Origin of the sequence: Streptomyces lusitanus, assembly GCF_042647945.1 — a bacterium.
Classification (GTDB): domain Bacteria; phylum Actinomycetota; class Actinomycetes; order Streptomycetales; family Streptomycetaceae; genus Streptomyces; species Streptomyces pseudogriseolus.
This window is the reverse complement of the sequence record NZ_JBHRWL010000009.1, coordinates 132,638-149,529: the sequence shown is the minus strand read 5'-3', so window position 1 is coordinate 149,529 and position 16,892 is coordinate 132,638. Positions and strand designations below refer to the sequence as shown.

Annotated in this window: 17 protein-coding genes; 12 read left to right on the top strand and 5 right to left on the bottom strand. The window is 73.1% G+C overall.

Features of this window, described 5'->3' with window-relative positions:
- Window positions 1–99 precede the first annotated feature (99 nt).
- Genes ACFOSY_RS16330 through ACFOSY_RS16320 form a run of 3 tightly spaced genes read left to right on the top strand, consistent with a single transcriptional unit; the run spans window position 100 to window position 3,758 of the window.
- Complete coding sequence (locus tag ACFOSY_RS16330; RefSeq protein ID WP_394307543.1) at window positions 100–1,635, top strand: IucA/IucC family protein; 1,536 nt, start codon at window positions 100–102, stop codon at window positions 1,633–1,635.
- 45 nt (window positions 1,636–1,680) lie between these two features.
- The gene (locus ACFOSY_RS16325; RefSeq protein ID WP_394307542.1) at window positions 1,681–2,955 is read left to right on the top strand and encodes a VWA domain-containing protein; all 1,275 of its coding nucleotides are present in this window, start codon (window positions 1,681–1,683) and stop codon (window positions 2,953–2,955) included.
- Complete coding sequence (locus ACFOSY_RS16320) at window positions 2,955–3,758, top strand: hypothetical protein (protein ID WP_394307541.1); 804 nt, start codon at window positions 2,955–2,957, stop codon at window positions 3,756–3,758. The genes ACFOSY_RS16325 and ACFOSY_RS16320 overlap by 1 nt, the downstream gene beginning before the upstream one ends.
- Before the next feature lie 69 nt (window positions 3,759–3,827).
- Here the strand turns inward: ACFOSY_RS16320 and ACFOSY_RS16315 are convergent, their stop codons facing one another.
- Window positions 3,828–4,352 (bottom strand): DUF3291 domain-containing protein, encoded by a 525-nt coding sequence (locus ACFOSY_RS16315; protein ID WP_394307540.1) that lies wholly within the window; start codon window positions 4,350–4,352, stop codon window positions 3,828–3,830.
- Window positions 4,353–4,531: 179 nt separating this feature from the next.
- Between ACFOSY_RS16315 and ACFOSY_RS16310 the strand changes: the two genes are divergently transcribed.
- The gene (locus ACFOSY_RS16310) at window positions 4,532–4,873 is read left to right on the top strand and encodes a hypothetical protein (protein WP_394307539.1); all 342 of its coding nucleotides are present in this window, start codon (window positions 4,532–4,534) and stop codon (window positions 4,871–4,873) included.
- A 19-nt stretch (window positions 4,874–4,892) separates the two neighbouring features.
- Here ACFOSY_RS16310 and ACFOSY_RS16305 read toward each other — a convergent pair whose 3' ends face one another.
- Window positions 4,893–5,519, bottom strand: a complete 627-nt coding sequence (locus ACFOSY_RS16305) for a winged helix-turn-helix transcriptional regulator (protein WP_394307538.1) — start codon at window positions 5,517–5,519, stop codon at window positions 4,893–4,895.
- Between the two features lie 81 nt (window positions 5,520–5,600).
- Here ACFOSY_RS16305 and ACFOSY_RS16300 point away from each other — a divergent pair, with 81 nt between their 5' ends.
- Window positions 5,601–6,809, top strand: a complete 1,209-nt coding sequence (locus ACFOSY_RS16300) for a pyridoxal phosphate-dependent aminotransferase (RefSeq protein ID WP_394307537.1) — start codon at window positions 5,601–5,603, stop codon at window positions 6,807–6,809.
- Window positions 6,810–6,894: 85 nt separating this feature from the next.
- Window positions 6,895–7,221 (top strand): hypothetical protein, encoded by a 327-nt coding sequence (locus tag ACFOSY_RS16295; protein WP_394307536.1) that lies wholly within the window; start codon window positions 6,895–6,897, stop codon window positions 7,219–7,221.
- Window positions 7,222–7,253: 32 nt separating this feature from the next.
- On the opposite strand, the gene ACFOSY_RS16290 is transcribed toward ACFOSY_RS16295, so the two are convergent.
- Both ACFOSY_RS16290 and ACFOSY_RS16285 read right to left on the bottom strand, forming a co-directional pair.
- Complete coding sequence (locus ACFOSY_RS16290; protein ID WP_394307535.1) at window positions 7,254–8,054, bottom strand: GNAT family N-acetyltransferase; 801 nt, start codon at window positions 8,052–8,054, stop codon at window positions 7,254–7,256.
- 172 nt (window positions 8,055–8,226) lie between these two features.
- A complete protein-coding gene (locus ACFOSY_RS16285; RefSeq protein WP_394307534.1) occupies window positions 8,227–9,762 on the bottom strand; it encodes an alpha/beta hydrolase in 1,536 nt (511 codons plus the stop codon).
- A gap of 99 nt (window positions 9,763–9,861) precedes the next feature.
- On the opposite strand from ACFOSY_RS16285, the gene ACFOSY_RS16280 reads away from it, so the two are divergent.
- Both ACFOSY_RS16280 and ACFOSY_RS16275 read left to right on the top strand, forming a co-directional pair.
- On the top strand, window positions 9,862–10,830 hold the full coding sequence (locus tag ACFOSY_RS16280; RefSeq protein ID WP_394307533.1) for a helix-turn-helix domain-containing protein: 969 nt from the start codon (window positions 9,862–9,864) through the stop codon (window positions 10,828–10,830).
- 63 nt (window positions 10,831–10,893) lie between these two features.
- The gene (locus ACFOSY_RS16275) at window positions 10,894–13,065 is read left to right on the top strand and encodes a hypothetical protein (protein WP_394307532.1); all 2,172 of its coding nucleotides are present in this window, start codon (window positions 10,894–10,896) and stop codon (window positions 13,063–13,065) included.
- A gap of 139 nt (window positions 13,066–13,204) precedes the next feature.
- On the opposite strand, the gene ACFOSY_RS16270 is transcribed toward ACFOSY_RS16275, so the two are convergent.
- The gene (locus ACFOSY_RS16270) at window positions 13,205–14,080 is read right to left on the bottom strand and encodes a helix-turn-helix domain-containing protein (RefSeq protein WP_394307531.1); all 876 of its coding nucleotides are present in this window, start codon (window positions 14,078–14,080) and stop codon (window positions 13,205–13,207) included.
- A 156-nt stretch (window positions 14,081–14,236) separates the two neighbouring features.
- Here ACFOSY_RS16270 and ACFOSY_RS16265 point away from each other — a divergent pair, with 156 nt between their 5' ends.
- The 4 genes from ACFOSY_RS16265 (at window position 14,237) to ACFOSY_RS16250 (ending at window position 16,861) form a co-directional block, all read left to right on the top strand.
- Window positions 14,237–15,169: an MBL fold metallo-hydrolase gene (locus ACFOSY_RS16265; protein ID WP_394307530.1), complete on the top strand. Its 933-nt coding sequence runs from the start codon at window positions 14,237–14,239 to the stop codon at window positions 15,167–15,169.
- 293 nt (window positions 15,170–15,462) lie between these two features.
- Window positions 15,463–15,630, top strand: coding sequence for a hypothetical protein (locus tag ACFOSY_RS16260; RefSeq protein WP_394307769.1), 168 nt, complete (start codon window positions 15,463–15,465; stop codon window positions 15,628–15,630).
- 125 nt (window positions 15,631–15,755) lie between these two features.
- Window positions 15,756–16,187, top strand: a complete 432-nt coding sequence (locus ACFOSY_RS16255) for a hypothetical protein (RefSeq protein ID WP_394307529.1) — start codon at window positions 15,756–15,758, stop codon at window positions 16,185–16,187.
- A gap of 110 nt (window positions 16,188–16,297) precedes the next feature.
- Window positions 16,298–16,861 (top strand): cysteine hydrolase family protein, encoded by a 564-nt coding sequence (locus tag ACFOSY_RS16250; RefSeq protein WP_394307528.1) that lies wholly within the window; start codon window positions 16,298–16,300, stop codon window positions 16,859–16,861.
- The last annotated feature ends 31 nt before the right edge of the window (window positions 16,862–16,892 follow it).

Genomic DNA, 16,892 nt, shown 5'->3' with positions numbered 1-16,892 from the left:
TCTGTCCGGTCTCCGCGGTCCGTGCCGCGGAGACGATCAGTATGTCTGGCATGGTCCCTCCGTACGTCCCAGCTTTCCGCCGATCCGAGGAGTGTGCCCGTGCCGCGTCCCACCACCGCCGAGGCCACGGTCGCCGACGAGTTGGCCGTCGTACGGCCGGCTCTGCTGCCGGCGTACACGGGGGCGCTGCCCGGTGCGCGGGCGGCGGTGCTGACCCGGCTGTGGCGGGGGCTGACGCACGACCCGCTGCCGTGGGTCGCGGGGCGTGCGGGCGGCCGGTCGGGGGTGGTGCTGCGGCTGGCGGACGGGCGGCGGCTGGAGGGCCCGCCCGCGGACCCGTACGCGACGGACGACCGCGTGAGCGCCGTACGGCTGGACGGGACGGAGTACGACGACCCGGCGCGGCTGATGGCGGACCTGGCGGTCCCGCACTCGGGCTCCTTCGCCGCCGAACTCGCGCACAGCGCGGCCTCGTTGGCGCTGTCGCGGGCGGGGCAGCGGAACCTCGAGGGTCCCGGGGACGCGGCGCCGGTGCGGGACTGGGAGTGGGAGCAGCGGGTGGTCGACGGGCACCCGTTCCATCCGAACTGCCGTTCGCGGCCGGGCTTCTCGGTGGCCGAGCAGCTCGCGTACGGCCCCGAGCACCGGCCGGTGGTGGAGCTGGGGCTGCTGCCGGTGCCGGCCCGTGAGTGCCTGGTGTCGGGGGTGTGGCCGGAGTGGCTGCGGGAGGGGGACCGGGTACTGGTGCCGGTGCATCCCTGGCAGGCGGCGCATGTGCTGAAGCGGGCGGGTGAGGGGGCGCGGGCGGCGCATCCGCCGATGGCGCGCACGCTGGCGGCGCATCCGCTGATGGCGTTGCGCACGCTCGCGCTGCCGGAGGGGCCGCACGTCAAGACGGCGCTGTCCGCCCGGCTGACGTCCTCGGTGCGGGACATCTCGCTCGGGTCGGTCGCCGCGTCGGCGGCGCTGTCGGACTTCGGGCAGGCGGTGGCGGAGCGCACGGACGGGCTGCTGCACGTCACCCGCACGCTGGGCGCGGTGGCGGCCGGTTCGCCCGATCTGACGGCGCTGCTGCGGGAGTCGCCGGAGGCGTACGCGGGCCCCGGGGAGCGGGTCGTGCCGGTGGCGGCGCTGGCCACCACCGGCCTGCCCCGCTCCCCCGCCCGGCTGGCCCGGCTGGCGCTCACCGCGGGGCTGCGGCTGCTGGACCTGGGGGTGGCGCTGGAGGCGCACGGACAGAACCTGCTCGTGGTGCTGTCGCCGGACGGGGAGCCGGTACGGCTGGTCTACCGGGACCTCGCCGATCTGCGCGTCTCGCCGGCGCGCCTGGCCCGGCACGGCGTCCCGGTGCCGGACGTCCCGGACCGCATGGTCACGGACGACGCGGTGGCGCTGCGCCGCAAGCTGTTCGGCTCGCTGGTGGCGGGCGCGCTGGCCGGGACGGCGGGGTCCGGTGCGGCGCTGCGGGCGGCCCTGGAGGACGCCGTACGGGACCTGCCGCGCACGGCGGACCTGGCGGCGCTGCTCGACGAACCGCTGCCGGCGAAGGCGCTGACGCTGATGCGGCTGTCGCCGGGGGCGGCGGACGACCGGTGGGCGGACCTGCCCAATCCCCTGCGTTGGGGGACCAGGTGACGGTGCGTTTTGGAGTGCGGCACTCCTGATCAATAGGATCCGCCGATGATCAGAAGAACACGGCCGGTGGCAGGCGCGATGGCCCTGCTCGCCGCCCTGACGGCCGGGATCGCCTTCCCGGCCGGGGCGGCCGCCGGTGAACCCACGGGCCAGGACGCGCCCAAGGTCGACCTCGTCCTCGACGTGAGCGGCTCGATGCGCGCCAAGGACATCGACGGCCAGTCCCGGATGGCGGCGGCGAAGCAGGCGTTCAACGAGGTGCTGGACGCGACGCCGGAGGAGGTGCAGCTCGGCATCCGCACCCTCGGCGCGAACTACCCCGGCGACGACCGCAAGGAGGGCTGCAAGGACACCGCGCAGCTCTACCCGGTGGGTCCGCTGGACCGCACCGAGGCGAAGACGGCGGTGGCGACCCTCGCCCCGACCGGCTGGACGCCGATCGGCCCGGCGCTGCTGAAGGCGGCCGACGACCTCGACGGCGGCGACGGCTCGAAGCGGATCGTGCTGATCAGCGACGGTGAGGACACCTGCGCCCCGCTGGACCCGTGCGAGGTGGCCCGGGAGATCGCGGCCCGGGGCATCGGCCTGACCATCGACACCCTGGGCCTGGTGCCGAACGCCAAGCTGAGCCGGCAGCTCAGCTGCATCGCCGAGGCGACCGGCGGCACCTACACCTCCGTCGAGCACCAGGACGAACTCACCGACCGGGTCAACGAGTTGGTGGACCGGGCGGCCGAGCCGGTGGTGACCCCGGTGGCCACCGAGGGCGCCGGCTCGTGCGACAAGGCGCCCGTGCTGACGTCCGGTCTCTACACCGACCGCGAGGAGTTCGGCCAGCAGCGCTGGTACCGCGTGGAGGTGCTCGCCGGGCAGGAGCTGCGCGCCTCGGTGAGCGTGGCGGCGGACCGAGCCGTGCGTCCTGATTACGGGCTGCTGGTGCGTGCCGTCACGGTGCACGACCGGGAGATCGTGCGCGGCGAGGCCACGGGCAACGGCCGTACGGACGTGGTGTCCACGGGCCTGCGCTACCCCAAGCCGGAGCTGGAGGACGACGACAGCGGCAAGCCGGCGGCGGAGACCGTGTGCCTGGGGGTGACCACCTCCTTCTCGGCGGACGCCGGCGTGAAGACCACGCCCGGTCTGCCGCTGGAGCTGACGGTCGACGTCGTCGACGGCCCGGACGACGCGTCCGACGTCGCCTCCTTCGGCCTCGGCCGGGGCTGGTGGCTGCTGGGCGCGCTGGTCGTGGCCGGCTTCCTCGCCGGTCTCGTCTGGGGCTGGCTGTCCCGCTGGCGGGTCGCTGTCTGGAGGACCAACTGATGCGCGCGATACGCGTACTGAGTGCCGGCCTGCTGACGCTGGGCCTGGCCGCCGCGCCCGCCTCGGCCGACTCCTCGCCGTCCCCGGAGGCCTCCGGTGACAGCGGCGGGCCGACCCGTGCGGGGACCTCGTTCCGCACGGCGACGGAGGTCGAGCAGGGGCAGACCGCCACGGCGCGGGCCTCCACGGGTGACTACCTGTACTGGTCGTTCCCCGCGGACGCCGGGCAGCGGCCCACCGTCCGCGCGACGGTGAAGCTGCCGGAGGGCCACGCCGCCGAGACGTGGCAGGTCGACGTGTACGACGGGCTGCGCCGCCGCCAGGCCTGCCAGTACGGCGCACAGACCCGCACCGCCGGGGCGGGCGCGGCGAGCGTGGAGCTGGCGTGCGTGCTGCGCACGGTCCGCGCCTGGTCGGAGCCGTGGGCCGACGACCCGCTGCCCGGCACGTACTACGTGCGCCTGACGGCGCTGAAGCTGTCGGCGGACGACCTGGGCCAGCCGGTCGACGCCGAACTGCGCGTCGAGTCCGAGGACATGGGCGGCGCGGCGGCGGTCGACGGCTCACTGTCCGAGCCGTTGGTGCCGGGCATCGCCTCCCGGCCGGAGGCGGAGGGCGACGACGACTCGCCGTCGGCCGTGCTGGCCGGTCTGGAGCCGGAGGACGGCTGGACCTCCGGCTGGTGGTCCGACCGCTGGGTCTGGACGGCGGTGGGCGGCGCACTGGCCGCCCTGGCGGGCGTCTTCGGCTACCGCCTGACGCGGGGACCGGGACGGCCGCGGCACGTGCCGCCGGGGGCGTAGGTGTCCCCCGCGCGCTGACCGGTCGGAAGGCCCGCCCTGTGCGGGCCTTCCGGCTGTCCGGGGTCTACCTCAGGTACGGCCCGGAGTGCCGGCCGGGGTGAACGGCTGGTGGAAGGTGAAGCCTTGGGGTGCGGGACCGTGGTCCTGGAGGCGCTCCAGTTTGGCCACGCCCTCCTGCCAGGTCGGGGTCACGTCGTCCGGGACCCACCAGAGCACGTGGGTCGGGTGCGGTGACCTCTCGAACCAGTCGTGGCGCCTGGTCAGCGCCTCGCGGTGGAGGCCGGTGCAGACGGCGTCGCGGGCGGACCGCGGGTCGGTCCAGAGGGAGAGGGTCGCCGCCAGGGCGGTGGTGTCCGGGGTGCGGCCCTTGGCGTACCACGCCGGCACGGCGAATTCGCCCCACGCGCCCCAGTCCGCCCCGAAGAGCACGCCCTGCTCACCGCCCGCCGGTTCCGCGCGGGCGAGGTAGCCGGGGTGCGCGGCGATCGCCCGGTAGACGGTCTCACCGAGGTCGTAGAACTCGCGGGTGGTGGGGGCGGGGTCGGAGAGGGGGGATTTGAGGACGCCGAAGGTGTAGAGCGCGAGGCGGGGCATGCGTCTCCCTGGGTCGGGGCAGCGGGGGGTGTACCCCGGGCGCGAAGTCGTCCAGGGCCAGGCGAAGTTAGTCCGCTCCTCGGGCCGCTGTCGAAGTTGCGTTGCGCCTCCTCATGTGGCCCCGGGGAGATCACTCGCGGCGGGTGCCGGACGGCCGCCGCCGGGAGGATGATGGGCGGATGACCGACGGGCGCGATCCGCACATCCATGTCGCCGCGGCTGCGGGACGGGACGCCGCCGCCGTTCGGGGGCTGCTGGCGTCCGCCTTCGGGCTCGCGGGCGACCTGCCGAGTGAGGTGACGACCGGATGCGGGGTGCGTGTGCCCTACGCGATGACCTCGCCGCGCCCGGACAGGGTCACGTGTCTGGCCTGCCGGGAGCATGCGCGCAGCGAGCATCTGCGCCTCGCGGAGTGGGTGGAGCGCCTGGCCGGCATGCCGGGAGCCCCCGTCGGCCCGGACCAGGCCGCAGAGGCCGCCGCCCGGCATCGCGAGCTCGCGGCGCGGTTCGCCGAAACCTGAGCGCGGAAGTCGGCGCCTCTCACGCCTCCCTGAGCTGCTTGGCGAGGGGGCTGTCGCCGGTCACCTCGACCCGGCCGTCCCGGATCGCCTCCGTGAGGGGCAGGTCGCCTCGGCTGAGGGCGATGCAGGTGGGGGTGTCGAGGGTGAGGACCGCGTCCGGGTCGGCGGGAGCGGGACCGTCACCGTGGACCGGGCTCTCGGCCGCGCCCGCGTGGACGTGGAAGCAGCCCTCGTCCAGGCGTACTTCGACGAGCCCCTCGCCCTCCAGCGCCCGCAGCAGCGGAAGGGCGAACCAGTGGGCGCGTACCGCGTCCGTCGGGCGGCGTTCGCCCAGTTCGGGCTCGCCCCAGGCACCGAGGGCCTGGAGGACGGGCAGCAACCCACGGCCACGCGCGGTCAGTTCGTACACGTACGCCGCGCCGGGCGGGGGGAGGCGGCGGCGGGTGGTGAGGCCGTCGCGTTCCATGTCCTTCAGCCGTGAGGCCAGTACGTCCGTGCTGACGCCCGGCAGGTCCGCGTGCAGGTCGGTGTAGCGGCGCGGCCCGGCCAGCAGTTCCCGGACGATCAGCAGGGTCCAGCGGTCGCCGACGACGTCGAGCGCGCGGGCGGCGGAACAGTACTGGTCGTAGCTTCGGCGAGGTGGCATGCCCCGCAGTCTAGACATGTCGTTGGACTTTCCAAGCACCCACTTGGTAAAACCAAGCAACACCAGAAACCGGAGGGGCGCATGGAGTTCCGGCAGTCGAGCAAGCTCAGCGAGGTCTGTTACGAGATCCGCGGCCCGGTGATCGAGCACGCCAACGCGCTGGAGGAGGCGGGGCACAGCGTGCTGCGCCTGAACACCGGCAATCCGGCCCTGTTCGGTTTCGAGGCGCCCGAGGAGATCCTCCAGGACATGATCCGGATGCTCCCCCAGGCGCACGGCTACACCGACTCGCGGGGCATACTGTCCGCCCGCCGCGCGGTCGCCCACCGCTACCAGACGCTGGGCCTGGAGGTCGACGTCGACGACGTGTTCCTCGGCAACGGCGTCTCCGAGCTGGTGTCCATGGCCGTTCAGGCCCTGCTGGAGGACGGCGACGAAGTCCTCGTCCCGGCCCCGGACTTCCCGCTGTGGACGGCGGTGACCACCCTGGCCGGCGGCAAGGCGGTGCACTACCTGTGCGACGAGCAGGCCGACTGGTACCCGGACCTCGACGACATGGCCGCGAAGATCACCGACCGCACCAAGGCCGTCGTCCTCATCAACCCCAACAACCCGACGGGCGCGGTGTATCCGAAGGAGGTCGTCGAGGGCATCCTCGACCTGGCCCGTCGCCACGGCCTGATGGTCCTCGCCGACGAGATCTACGACCAGATCCTGTACGACGACGCCGTGCACCACTCGGCCGCCGCGCTCGCCCCCGACCTGGTCGTGCTGACCTTCTGCGGCCTGTCCAAGACGTACCGCGTGGCGGGCTTCCGCTCCGGCTGGCTGGTGGTGACCGGCCCGAAGCAGCACGCGAAGGACTACCTCGAGGGTCTGACCATGCTGGCCTCGATGCGGCTGTGCGCCAACGCGCCCGCGCAGTACGCCATTCAGGCCGCGCTGGGCGGCCGGCAGTCCATCCGTGACCTCACCGCCCCGGGCGGCAGGCTGCGCGAACAGCGGGACGTGGCCTGGGAGAAGCTGAACGAGATCCCGGGCGTGAGCTGTGTGAAGCCGAAGGGCGCGCTGTACGCGTTCCCGCGTCTCGACCCTAAGGTGCACAAGATCCATGACGACGAGAGGTTCGTCCTGGACCTGCTGCTCCGGGAGAAGATCCAGGTGGTCCAGGGCACCGGCTTCAACTGGCCCTCCCCCGACCACTTCCGCATCCTCACCCTCCCCCACGCGGAGGACCTGGAGGCAGCGATCGGCCGCATCGGGCGGTTCCTGAGCGGGTACCGGCAGTAACCGGCAGGAGGCAACCCGGTCACGGCCGTCCACGGCCGTCCGCGGCCGGGGAACCGCCCGTGCGGTGAGCGCGTCGGACCAGGGCATGAGGGAACACACACGCGGCTGCGTCGGCCTGCTCCTGGCGTCCGTCGGCGCCACTGGCGCCGTGCTGGCCTGGGCGCCGAAGGCAAGGATCAACGTCCAGGGCGGGTTCGAGGGCCTGCACCGCGAACTGAGCGTCCTCTACGTGGACCTGCCCCTCATCGCGGCGGCAGGCGCGCTCCTGCCCACGGCCGTCTGGCTCCTCGCCCTCCGTGTGCTGCGTAGGCCCTGGCTCGCGCTTCTCCCGGCGGTGGCGGTCCTCGCGCTCGGTGTGTGGGGCCTGCTGAGCTGGTGGACGCCGTACCAGCCGCCGGAGATCGTGTACTAGTCACGTACCGGCGGCCACGGACGTCCGCCGGCTCAGGGCGCCAGGCCGTAGAACCGCATCGGCGAGTTCGGGCGGAAGCCGATGCGGGGGTACACCGGCGCGCCGGCGGCGGTCGCGTGCAGGGTGGCGCGGGTCGCTCCCGTGGCGCGGGCGCCCTCGTACAACGCCTTGCGGGTCACCGCCTCCCCGTAGCCCCGTCGCTGCCACTGCGGGTCGGTGGCGACGAGCAGGACGAAGAGGCGGCCCTGCGCCTGTGTCGTGGCGGCGCAGGCCACCGGGGTGCCGTCGCGTACGCCCAGGTAGGCGTGGATCCCTCCCTTCCACAGCGTGGAGCCGGTGAGGCCGTCGCGGCCGTCCTCGAGGGGGAAGCCGTAGGCGCGTGAGTTGATGTCCGCGTAGGCCCGCAACTGCTCCTCCGTGGTCACGCGCTCGAACGTCAGGTCGGGGTGGTGCGGTTCGGGGAGGGGCAGCAGGTCGCCCGCCATGCCGGTGCCGGGGAAGGCGTACGCGAGGCCGGCCTGCTCGGCGGCCGTGTCCAGCGTGGCGCGCGCCTCGTCGTCGAGGAGGTCCTCGAAGACCCACAGGAAGCCCGGGCGGCTCTTCCCGCGCATGACCTCCGCGGCCTCCTTCAGCTGCCGTTCCAGCGGCTCGGCGCCTGTGCCCACGCCGGTCAGGGTGACGCAGTTCCAGAAGGCGAACCGACTGTCGGCCCACCGGACGGCGATGCCCGGCAGGTCACGGACGTCCGCCTCCGGGTCGCGGTCGAGCACCAGGGTCCGCCAGGCGGTGGCGAGTTGTTCCATCGACTCGACCGAGTCCGCGAGATCGTGCACAGGCCTTTCCTCTCCGGTCGCCGGGTGTGCTGCGCCCTTCGGGCGGGCGGTACGAGTTGTACACGCCGTATCCCCGCCGCGGGGCCCACTCGCCCACTCCGGGGCCCGTGTCGTCCTCCCGCGCGCCCCGCCGAGCCCCGTGCGCCCCGCGTGCCCCGGTCGACGGGCAGCCCTACCGCCCGCCCGGCAGGCCCAGCCGCCCCAGCACCGCCCGCATCGCACGCCGCACCGCGTCCCGGGATTCGTCCGTGGGGTCCACGGTCTCGAAGGCATGACGGCCGTTCGGTACGTCGATCACCTCCACGTCCGCCCCGCAGTCCTCGGCCGCCGCCAGGAACTGCTCGACGGTCGCGGCGATCGCGGGCACCTCCCGTCCGACACGGGTGAGAACGACGGGCAGGGCGCCGGCGTTCGCCACCGCGCGCGCCGGGTGGAAGCGTCCGCCGGTCAGTCCCCAGCCGGGCAGCGGCCCGAGAACGGGGTACGTGGCCGCCAGGCAGCGCAGCCAGGGCGGCGGCGCGTCCAGCCAGTCGGCCGCCATCGGACCACCGCCGGAGAAGAACCACAGCGCGACACGGTCCGCGTCCACGCGCGGGTCGGCCCGCAGGAGTTCCACAGCGGCGGCGACGTCGGCGGCGGCGCGCTCGTAGTCGTCCAGGTCGTGCAGCCGGTGATCGACGACGGCGGCCACCGCGCCGCCCGCCGCGGCGCACCGGGCGTACCCCCTCAGGGTCGGCCAGTCCCTCGGCGTGGGGCGGGCGCCGGCCGGAACCGGGCCGCCGTGCACGAACAGCACGGCGGGACGCGGCGCCTCCGCCTCGGGCGGATACAGGTCGACGGTGCCGTGCCGCTCCCGGGGGGCCTCGGGGACGTCCAGCAGGAAGGGACGCAGGTGCGGGGGCGGTTCCGTCGCGTCGGCGGGGGTCAGACGGTGCCCCTCCCCGGCCGCGGCGCGCAGCAGCACGTCCGCGAGCTCGGCGGGCCGGGACAGCATCGGCCAGTGACCGGTGGGCAGTTCGAAGAAGGTCACCCGGGGATCGACCAGTTCCTTCAGCGTGGCATCGCCCTGGTCCACCCTCATCTGGATCAGCTCGACGCTCGCCCCGTTCCCGGTGCACAGGACACCGGTGACGGGCAGCGACTCCACCGCGCCGGTCAGCCGGAGCGGCTGGAGCAGGGTCCCTGTCGGCTGCGGCGCGGCCATGGCCGTGAGCCGCTCCAGCGCCGGACCGGGCACGCCCTCGGTGCTGCCCCACCGGCGCCACTCCTCGGGTGTGGCCGGGGGCGCGAGCGCGTCACCGGGCGTCTCGCCACCCTGCGGTGCCGCCAACCGCTCACGCAGCGCCCGGTCGGGCACCGCGGCCACGGCGGGAACGCCGTTCCTCGGCATGCCCGCATCCAGGTACACGACCCGGCCGACGCGCCCGGCCCTGCGGTCGGCCGCGCCCAGCACGGGATGGATGCCGTAGTCGTGGCCGACCAGGACGATCTCCTCATCGGCGCCGCCGACGGAGTCGATCACCGCGACGACGTCCGCGATGTGGGTTTCCAGGTCGACGCGGCCGCTCACCGGGCGGAGCGGCGCGCGGTCCAGCCCGGTCGGACGGACGGCGTGCGCCTCGGCGCCCGCGGCGGCCAGCCGGGACGCCGTCTCCTGCCAGACGTGTGCGCCGGTGAACATGCCCGGCACCAGGACGAAAACGGTCATGACTCTCCCCTTGGAGTCTCGACGGTCCGGCCCGGTCCCGCCCGGTCACCGGCCCCGCTCGCCGGTACCGTAGGAACTCCCCTTGAGGGAGGTTCAAGCGTGGGATCGACGTCCGACGATCTGTGGGGCATCGGGGAGCTGGCCGCGCGGGCCGGCGTCACCGTGAAGACCGTCCGCTTCTACTCCGACCGCGGTCTGCTGCCGGAAGCCTCCCGTAGCGTCGGCGGTCACCGGCGGTACGGCGCCGACGCACTCGACAGGCTCCGCCTGATCCGCTCCCTGCGCGGGCTCGGCCTCTCAGTCCGCGAGGTGCGCCGCGTCCTCGACGAGGAGGACGTGGCCGACGGCGTGGGCGGCGGCGCACTGGAAGACGCGGTCGCCGGGCGACTGCGCGAACTCGGCACCGAGATCAGGGCGCTGCGCTGGAGGGAGGCGGCGCTGCGGCTGGTCCACGAGTCGCCGCCCGAGGACAGGGCCGACCGGCTTCGCCTCATCGGGGGTCTGTCCGTCCCGCCCAGTACGGCCCCGCTGGTCCGGTTCTGGCGCGGCTGGCTTCCGCCGCGGATGCCCCGCCGGTCGGTCGACGCGTTCCTGGACGTCGCGGTGCCGCAGCCGCCCCAGGACCCGGTTCCGGCGCAGGTCCTGGCCTTCGCCCGCCTCAACGCCCTGACACTCGGCCCGTGTCCGGGAACCGCACAGCCCCAGCCCGAGGCGCACCGGGCCGTCGACGGCCGGCGGGCGGCCGTGCTGTACGCGGGGCTGGCGGAGTCGTACGAGCTGGCCGGCGTCCAGGTGCGGCGGGGCCGGGACCCGCGGCCCGGCGAGGCGCTCGACCGCTTCGTCGACGCGTACACCAGCACGTACGGCGTCCGGGACAGCCCGGGGTTCCGTCGCCGATTGGCCAGGCAGCTCGCGGCGGACCCGCGGATCGACCGGTACTGGGAGCTGGTGGCCGAGGTCGTCACCGAGCCGGGCCGGCGTCCGGAACCGACACCCGGAGCCGCCCATGACTGGCTGCTCGCCGCGCTGGCGTCAGAGACGGGAACGTCGCAGTCGGCGTCCGTGTGACGCCCCCGGAGGCGTACGAAAACTCCGGTGCGCCGGTTCGTACACCTCTGCGACCATCGCCGGATGACGCACGGTCTCGCATCACTGGTCATCCGGCACACCCACCGCGTCCCCTCCCCCGAAGGCTCCGCCGGGAAAGGCGCCGGCGCCGCTCGGCAGTTCGACGCCGCGCTCATGTCCGTGGGCTTCAAGCTCTCGGCGGAGCTGCTGCAGCGGCTGTCCGGGCTGTCCGAGGCGGCGGTCCTGCACACCGCCCGGCGGACCCTGCGCGCGGTGAGCGAGATGGTGGGCGACCACGTCCGGCACAACGCGTACTTCATCGACTTCCCGGCGAACGTGCCGGACACCGAGGAGTTCTGGATCGGCTGCGTGGCGAAGGCGCTCGACGACGACGCGTCGCTCGAGAGCCTGCTGACGCAGCTGTCGCACGGCGTGCTGAACCTGCTCACCCTCCCCACGTACGGCCGCTACCAGCACACCTACGAGCAGCTGCTCGCGGCGCAGGAGGAGCTGATCGCCTCGGCGGGCGACCGGGTGACCGTTCTGCACCTGGGGAAGAGCCTGGACGACGAACTCACCCGCTTCTACCTGGCGTTGGCGGGCAGCGCGACGCCCCTGGGCGAGGAGCACCTGGGCGACCTCAAGACTCTCGCCCAGCGGTGCGCGCTCGGACCGCAGCCCGAGTCGATCCCGGTCCGGGAGAACCGGGCGGTCGTCAACGAGGCGCGGCTCATGGCCGGCGCGGACCTCCTGCTCGACACCGTCACCGACGTGCTGCGCCTGGCCTGCGCCCTGTCGGGCGGCGACGTGACGCTGCGGGAGCCGACCCGGTTCCGTGCCCTGCCCCGGCCGGTCCGCCGCGCCCTGCTCGCGGGCCTCGACGCCGTGGTCGCGGCCGGCCCCGCCAAGCTGGCCGACGTGCACGCGCACCGCGAGCCGTTCAAGCGGCTCGGTGAGCGGCTCCATCCGCACGAGTACCCGCGTTGGCCGCACGCGGCCGAGGTGTTCGCCGTGGCGCGCGGGGAGAAGGAGGCGCGGTCCTTCGACAGCCGTCTGGAGGGGCTGCTCGACGCGTACGACGTCCCCGGCGCCGTGCGGCTGCTGGAGGCCGCGCCCGGCAAGCTGTTCCGCGCCCTGGACCTCCTCCTGCGTATCGCCTCCGGTCAGGAGGAGAGGGACGCGGTGGTGGCCGCGGCGGTGCGGGTCGCGCCCCAGGTCTCGGGCCGGGTGGTGCTGTCGGTCCGCGAGCACTTCCAGAACCGGGAGCGGGAGACCGGCGAACCGCGGATCTTCGTCAACGGGCGGGGCCGTGGCTGGGTCGTCCTCGACGACCGGCCGCCGGTCCCCGCGGCCGACCGCGACCGTCTCGTCGCCGCCCTCGACGCCGAGATGCGCCGCAGGCTCCCGGCACCGGGCCGGCTGCTGCTCGACCCGGACGTCCTCGACGTGGCGCTCCCGCTGAGCGGCAGGGCGGCCGCGGCAGGACTCGGGACACTGCCGCGGGGCTCGGTCTCGGCGGTCACCGGGGAACGGCTGCGCTTCTTCACGTACTGGAAGCAGGCCGGGGAACGGACCGACTACGACCTCTCGGCGCTGGTCCTCAACCGCGACTACGGCACCGAGTCCTGGCTGTCCTACACCTCGCTCAAGAACGTCGCGGGGGTGCACTCGGGAGATGTCACCGAAGCGCCCGACGGGGCCTCCGAGTTCATCGAACTGTCGCTTGGCCGCGTACGCGGCACCTTCATCGTCCCGCAGGTCAACATCTTCTCCGGGGAGGGCTTCGACGAGGTCGAGGAGTCGTTCTTCGGTTTCATGCTGCGCGACGGCGAGCGGAAGGGCCGGCCGTACGAGCCGCGCACCGTTCGGATGAAGTCGGACCTGCGCGGCACGGGCCGGGTGGCCCTGCCGCTGGTGTTCCGGCGGGAGGACGACGGGCGCTGGAGCGCGAAGTGGCTCCATCTGTACCTGAGGGGCATCTCGTCGGCCAACCGGGTCGAGGAGAACCAGGTGTCGGTGTCCAAGGTGGTGCGGGCCGTCGTGGAGCGCGAGTACCTGACGGTGCGATACCTGGCCGGCCTGCTGGCCGACCAGGGCACCGCCGTAGAGGTGTGGGACGGCGGGCGGGTGCCGGACGAGCCCGTGACGTACATCGGCCTCGAACGGCCTGAGGGGCTGCACCCGGACTCCGTGGTCGTCACCCGCGAAAATCTGCGCGACCTGATCCCGGACTGAGTGCTAGCGTTGCTCGCGGCAAGGCCATGAAGGGACTTCCTTCTCCACTCCTTCTGACACGAGTTCCTTCGCTTTCCTTGCCCTCGACGTCGCTCCGGGCGGCGCCCGCGTCACCGTGCGGGCGCCGCCCGGAGTCGTTTCACGGCCGGCCGGATCCGGTCACGGCCGTCACCTGGTGGAGAGCCGCGAGGGCCGCCGCCGAGGGCGAGCCGGGTTCCGCCGTGAAGGTGACGAGGGACTGGTGCGGCTCCTTCGGTACGTCGAACGTCTGCTGGGTGACGGTCAGTTCACCGACCGCCGGATGGGCGAGGGCGTACACGTCACGGCCGCAGGGGGCGACGGGGTGGGCGTCCCAGAAGGCGGCGAACTCCCGGCTGAGCACGCGGAGTTCGGTGATCAGAGCGGTGAGGTGGGCGTCCCCCGGGTTGCGTGCGGTCAGGATGCGGAGGTTGCCGACCACCGCGCGGGCCTTGGCGGGCCAGTCGCGGTAGAGGGCGCGGGTGGGGGCGTCCAGGAAGACCAGGCGGGTCAGGTTGGGGCGGGTGCCGGGGTCGTCGGGCGCGGCGAAGTGCAGGTGCGCGGCGAGGAGGGCGTGGCAGGAGCGGTTCCAGGCCAGTACGTCGTTGCGGCGGCCGACGACGAGGGCGGGGACGTGACCCAGTGTGGTGAGCAGGGTGCGCAGGTCGGCGGAGACCGTTTCGGTGCCGCCGGGTGTCGCCGTGCGGGTGCGGTGACCGGGTGTCGCGGACAGGTCGCGCAGGTGGTCCCGTTCGGCGGTGGTCAGGTGCAACGCCGTCGCCAGTGCGTCGAGGACCTCCGGTGAGGCGTTGGCCTGCCGGCCCTGTTCGAGGCGCGTGTAGTAGCCGACGCTGACGCCCGCGAGCAGCGCGACCTCCTCGCGGCGCAGCCCGGGGACGCGCCGCCGGTCCCCGTACCGGGGCAGACCGACGTCGTCGGGGCTCAGCCGCGCCCGCCGGGCCTGGAGGAACGCGCCGAGCGGTGATGTGCGGTCCATGCGCCCAGTATGCGCGGGGGCGGGGGCTCGCAGCCTGCACCTGTCAGGGGTAGGCAAGGGCGGGCCTGGTCCTTGCGGGCGGCGGGCCGCAGAGTCGGTCGTACGGGCCGCCCGGCCCAGCCGGAGTTCGCATACGAAGGCATACGAAGGAGCCTCATGCCCACCGCACGCACCACACCGCCCGAGGTCACCACCCTCCGCCTGGGGGACGTCGAGATCACCCGAGTCGTCGAGTTCTCCGAGGTCTCCCCCATGACGACCGACGTGTTCTTCCCCGGCAGCAAGCCCGAGGAGTGGCAGCGGCACGCCGCGCTGCTTGACCCGGACCACTGGGACGCCCGTACCGACCTCACCCGGGTCGCCACGCAGTCGTGGGTGCTGCGCAGCGAGGGCCGGGTCGTCGTGATCGACACCGGGGCGGGCAACGGCAAGTACCGTCCCCTGCAACCGATCTGGTCGTACCTGGACACCGGCTACCTCGCCAACCTCGCCGCCGCCGGCGTCCGCCCGGAGGACGTCGACCTCGTGGTGAACACCCACCTGCACGACGACCACGTCGGCTGGAACACCCGCCTCGACGGCCGCGACTGGGTGCCCACCTTTCCCAACGCGACGTACCTGATGCCGGCGATCGACCTGGCGTACTGGCACCCCGACAACCTGCACCGCACGGTGTTCGGGCGGGGCAACCAGAACGTGTTCGAGGACAGCGTCCAGCCCGTGCTCGACGCGGGGCTCGTCACGGCCTGGGAGGACTCCTACGTCATCGACGCCAACCTGCGCCTGGAGCCCGCGCCGGGCCACACCCCGGGTTCGTCGGTCGTCCACCTGGAGTCCGGAGGCGACCGCGGGGTGTTCGCGGGGGACCTGCTGCACGGGGCGATCCAGATCCACGAGCCGCATCTGAACAGCTGCTTCGAGGAGGACGAGGAGGGCGCGCGTGCCAGCCGCGCACGGATGTTCGCGTACGCGGCGGACCACGGCGCCCTGGTGTTCCCGGCCCATCTTCCCGGCCAGGGGGCGTTCGAGATCCGGCGGGAGGGGAGCGGGTTCGGGCTGGCGGGGTGGGCGGGGTTCTCACGGACGTGAGGTGTCACGCCCGCCGGCGCCCGTGGGCGTGGGAGCGGCTCGCTCACCGAACACCGGCGCGGGCCACGGCCTCCGGTTGGCCGGGGGGCACCGGTTCCCGCGTAGCGCCGTGCGTCAACTCGATCCCGGTACCGGTGCTGTCCGCCCGCCGGACGGTACCGTGCCGGTTCTCCCACTCGACGAAGCGCCTGAAGCGCCGTCGAGCAGCTTCAACTCGGGGACGAGCGCCTCGTCATAAGAGCCGCGCACGTTGACCCGAAGATTGGGCCGGCCGTCGGTGGACAGGGCGGCGCATGAAGGTGAACACCGGGTTCGGCGACCACCGCCAGGCGGACGCCAGATCGGGGACGGGCGCGGCGCCGGGCATGGCGAGCTTCGCCGGTTTCCTCGCCAAGACCTCGACGCCGTCACTGCCGGACTCACCCTGTCGTGGAGTTCCGGGGTGGTCGAAGGACATGTGAACCGGGTGATAACACTCAAGAGAGCAATGTATGGCCGAGCACCCTTCGAACTGCTCCGGACCCGCATCCTCACCCAGCCATGAGCATCACGCCGACCGTCCATGCAGGGCCTTTACGCTTCTCACGTGCGCTATCTGACGCAATCTTCCGCCCTCGGTGCCCTGAGCCGGGGCCGACCGATCGAGCAGTTCCTCGGCCCTGTTGGCTCACCCGAGCGTCCCGGCATCCGCTACGTCGAGGTCAGACCGACCAAGACCCGTTACGAGATCTATCTGCACACCCTGGAAGACGTCGGTCACGAAACCTTCGTTGACGTAGTCGAGTTCCCTCCTCTGTACACCGACGACGAGGAAGAGGAGTTCGGCCGCCTTCTGACGACTTGCGATGACCCGCTCGGCGCCCTCGCAGCCGCCGAAGACGTCATGGGAGCGGGACGCGGAAGGTGGGTCAACGCTGGTGTGGTCCAGGACGAGTATCTCGACTACGTGGTGGCCGGACGGCCAGCAAACACGTCACCAGATGGATCCCCCTGGCCCGTGCCGCCGCACGAACGTTGACGATTAGCGGGATCACGGAACTTGCGGCCAGAGCCCCGAAACCCCCCACCGCCGCTCGCTCGATCCACCAGACTTGCTTCTGTTTCCCATCGACAGGAGGGACGGCGGGCATGGCGAACAGCGCGCTTCTGGTGATGGACGTCCAACGGGACGTCGTGGCCCTCGCCGACGACGGTTCCGGATACCTGCCGCGCCTTCGCGGGGCCATCGACGGTGCCCGGGCTGCCGGTATTCCCGTGATCTACGTGGTGATGGGGCTACGGCCGGGCGATCCCGAAGTCAGCCCGCGCAGCAAGGTGATGGCCAGCATCGTGCGGGCCGGCCTGTTCACCGAGGGGGCGCCCGGCACCGAGATCCATGACGAGGTCGCGCCCCGGCAGGGCGACGTGGTGGTCACCAAGAGGCGGGGCAGCGCGTTCTCGGGCAGTGACCTCGACCTGGTGCTCAGGGCGCGCGACATCGACAGCCTTGTCCTCACCGGCATCGCCACCAGCGCCGTCGTGCTGTCCACCCTGTGGCACGCCATCGACCTGGACTTCGGCCTCACCGTCCTGGCGGACGCCTGTCTGGACACCGACCCGGAGGTGCACCGGATGCTCACCGAGAAGCTGTTTCCGCAGTGGGCGGACGTCGTGACCGTCGAGGACTGGCTCAAGGCCATCGCACCGCGATGACGGTGGCCGTCCGCTGACCACGTATGACGCG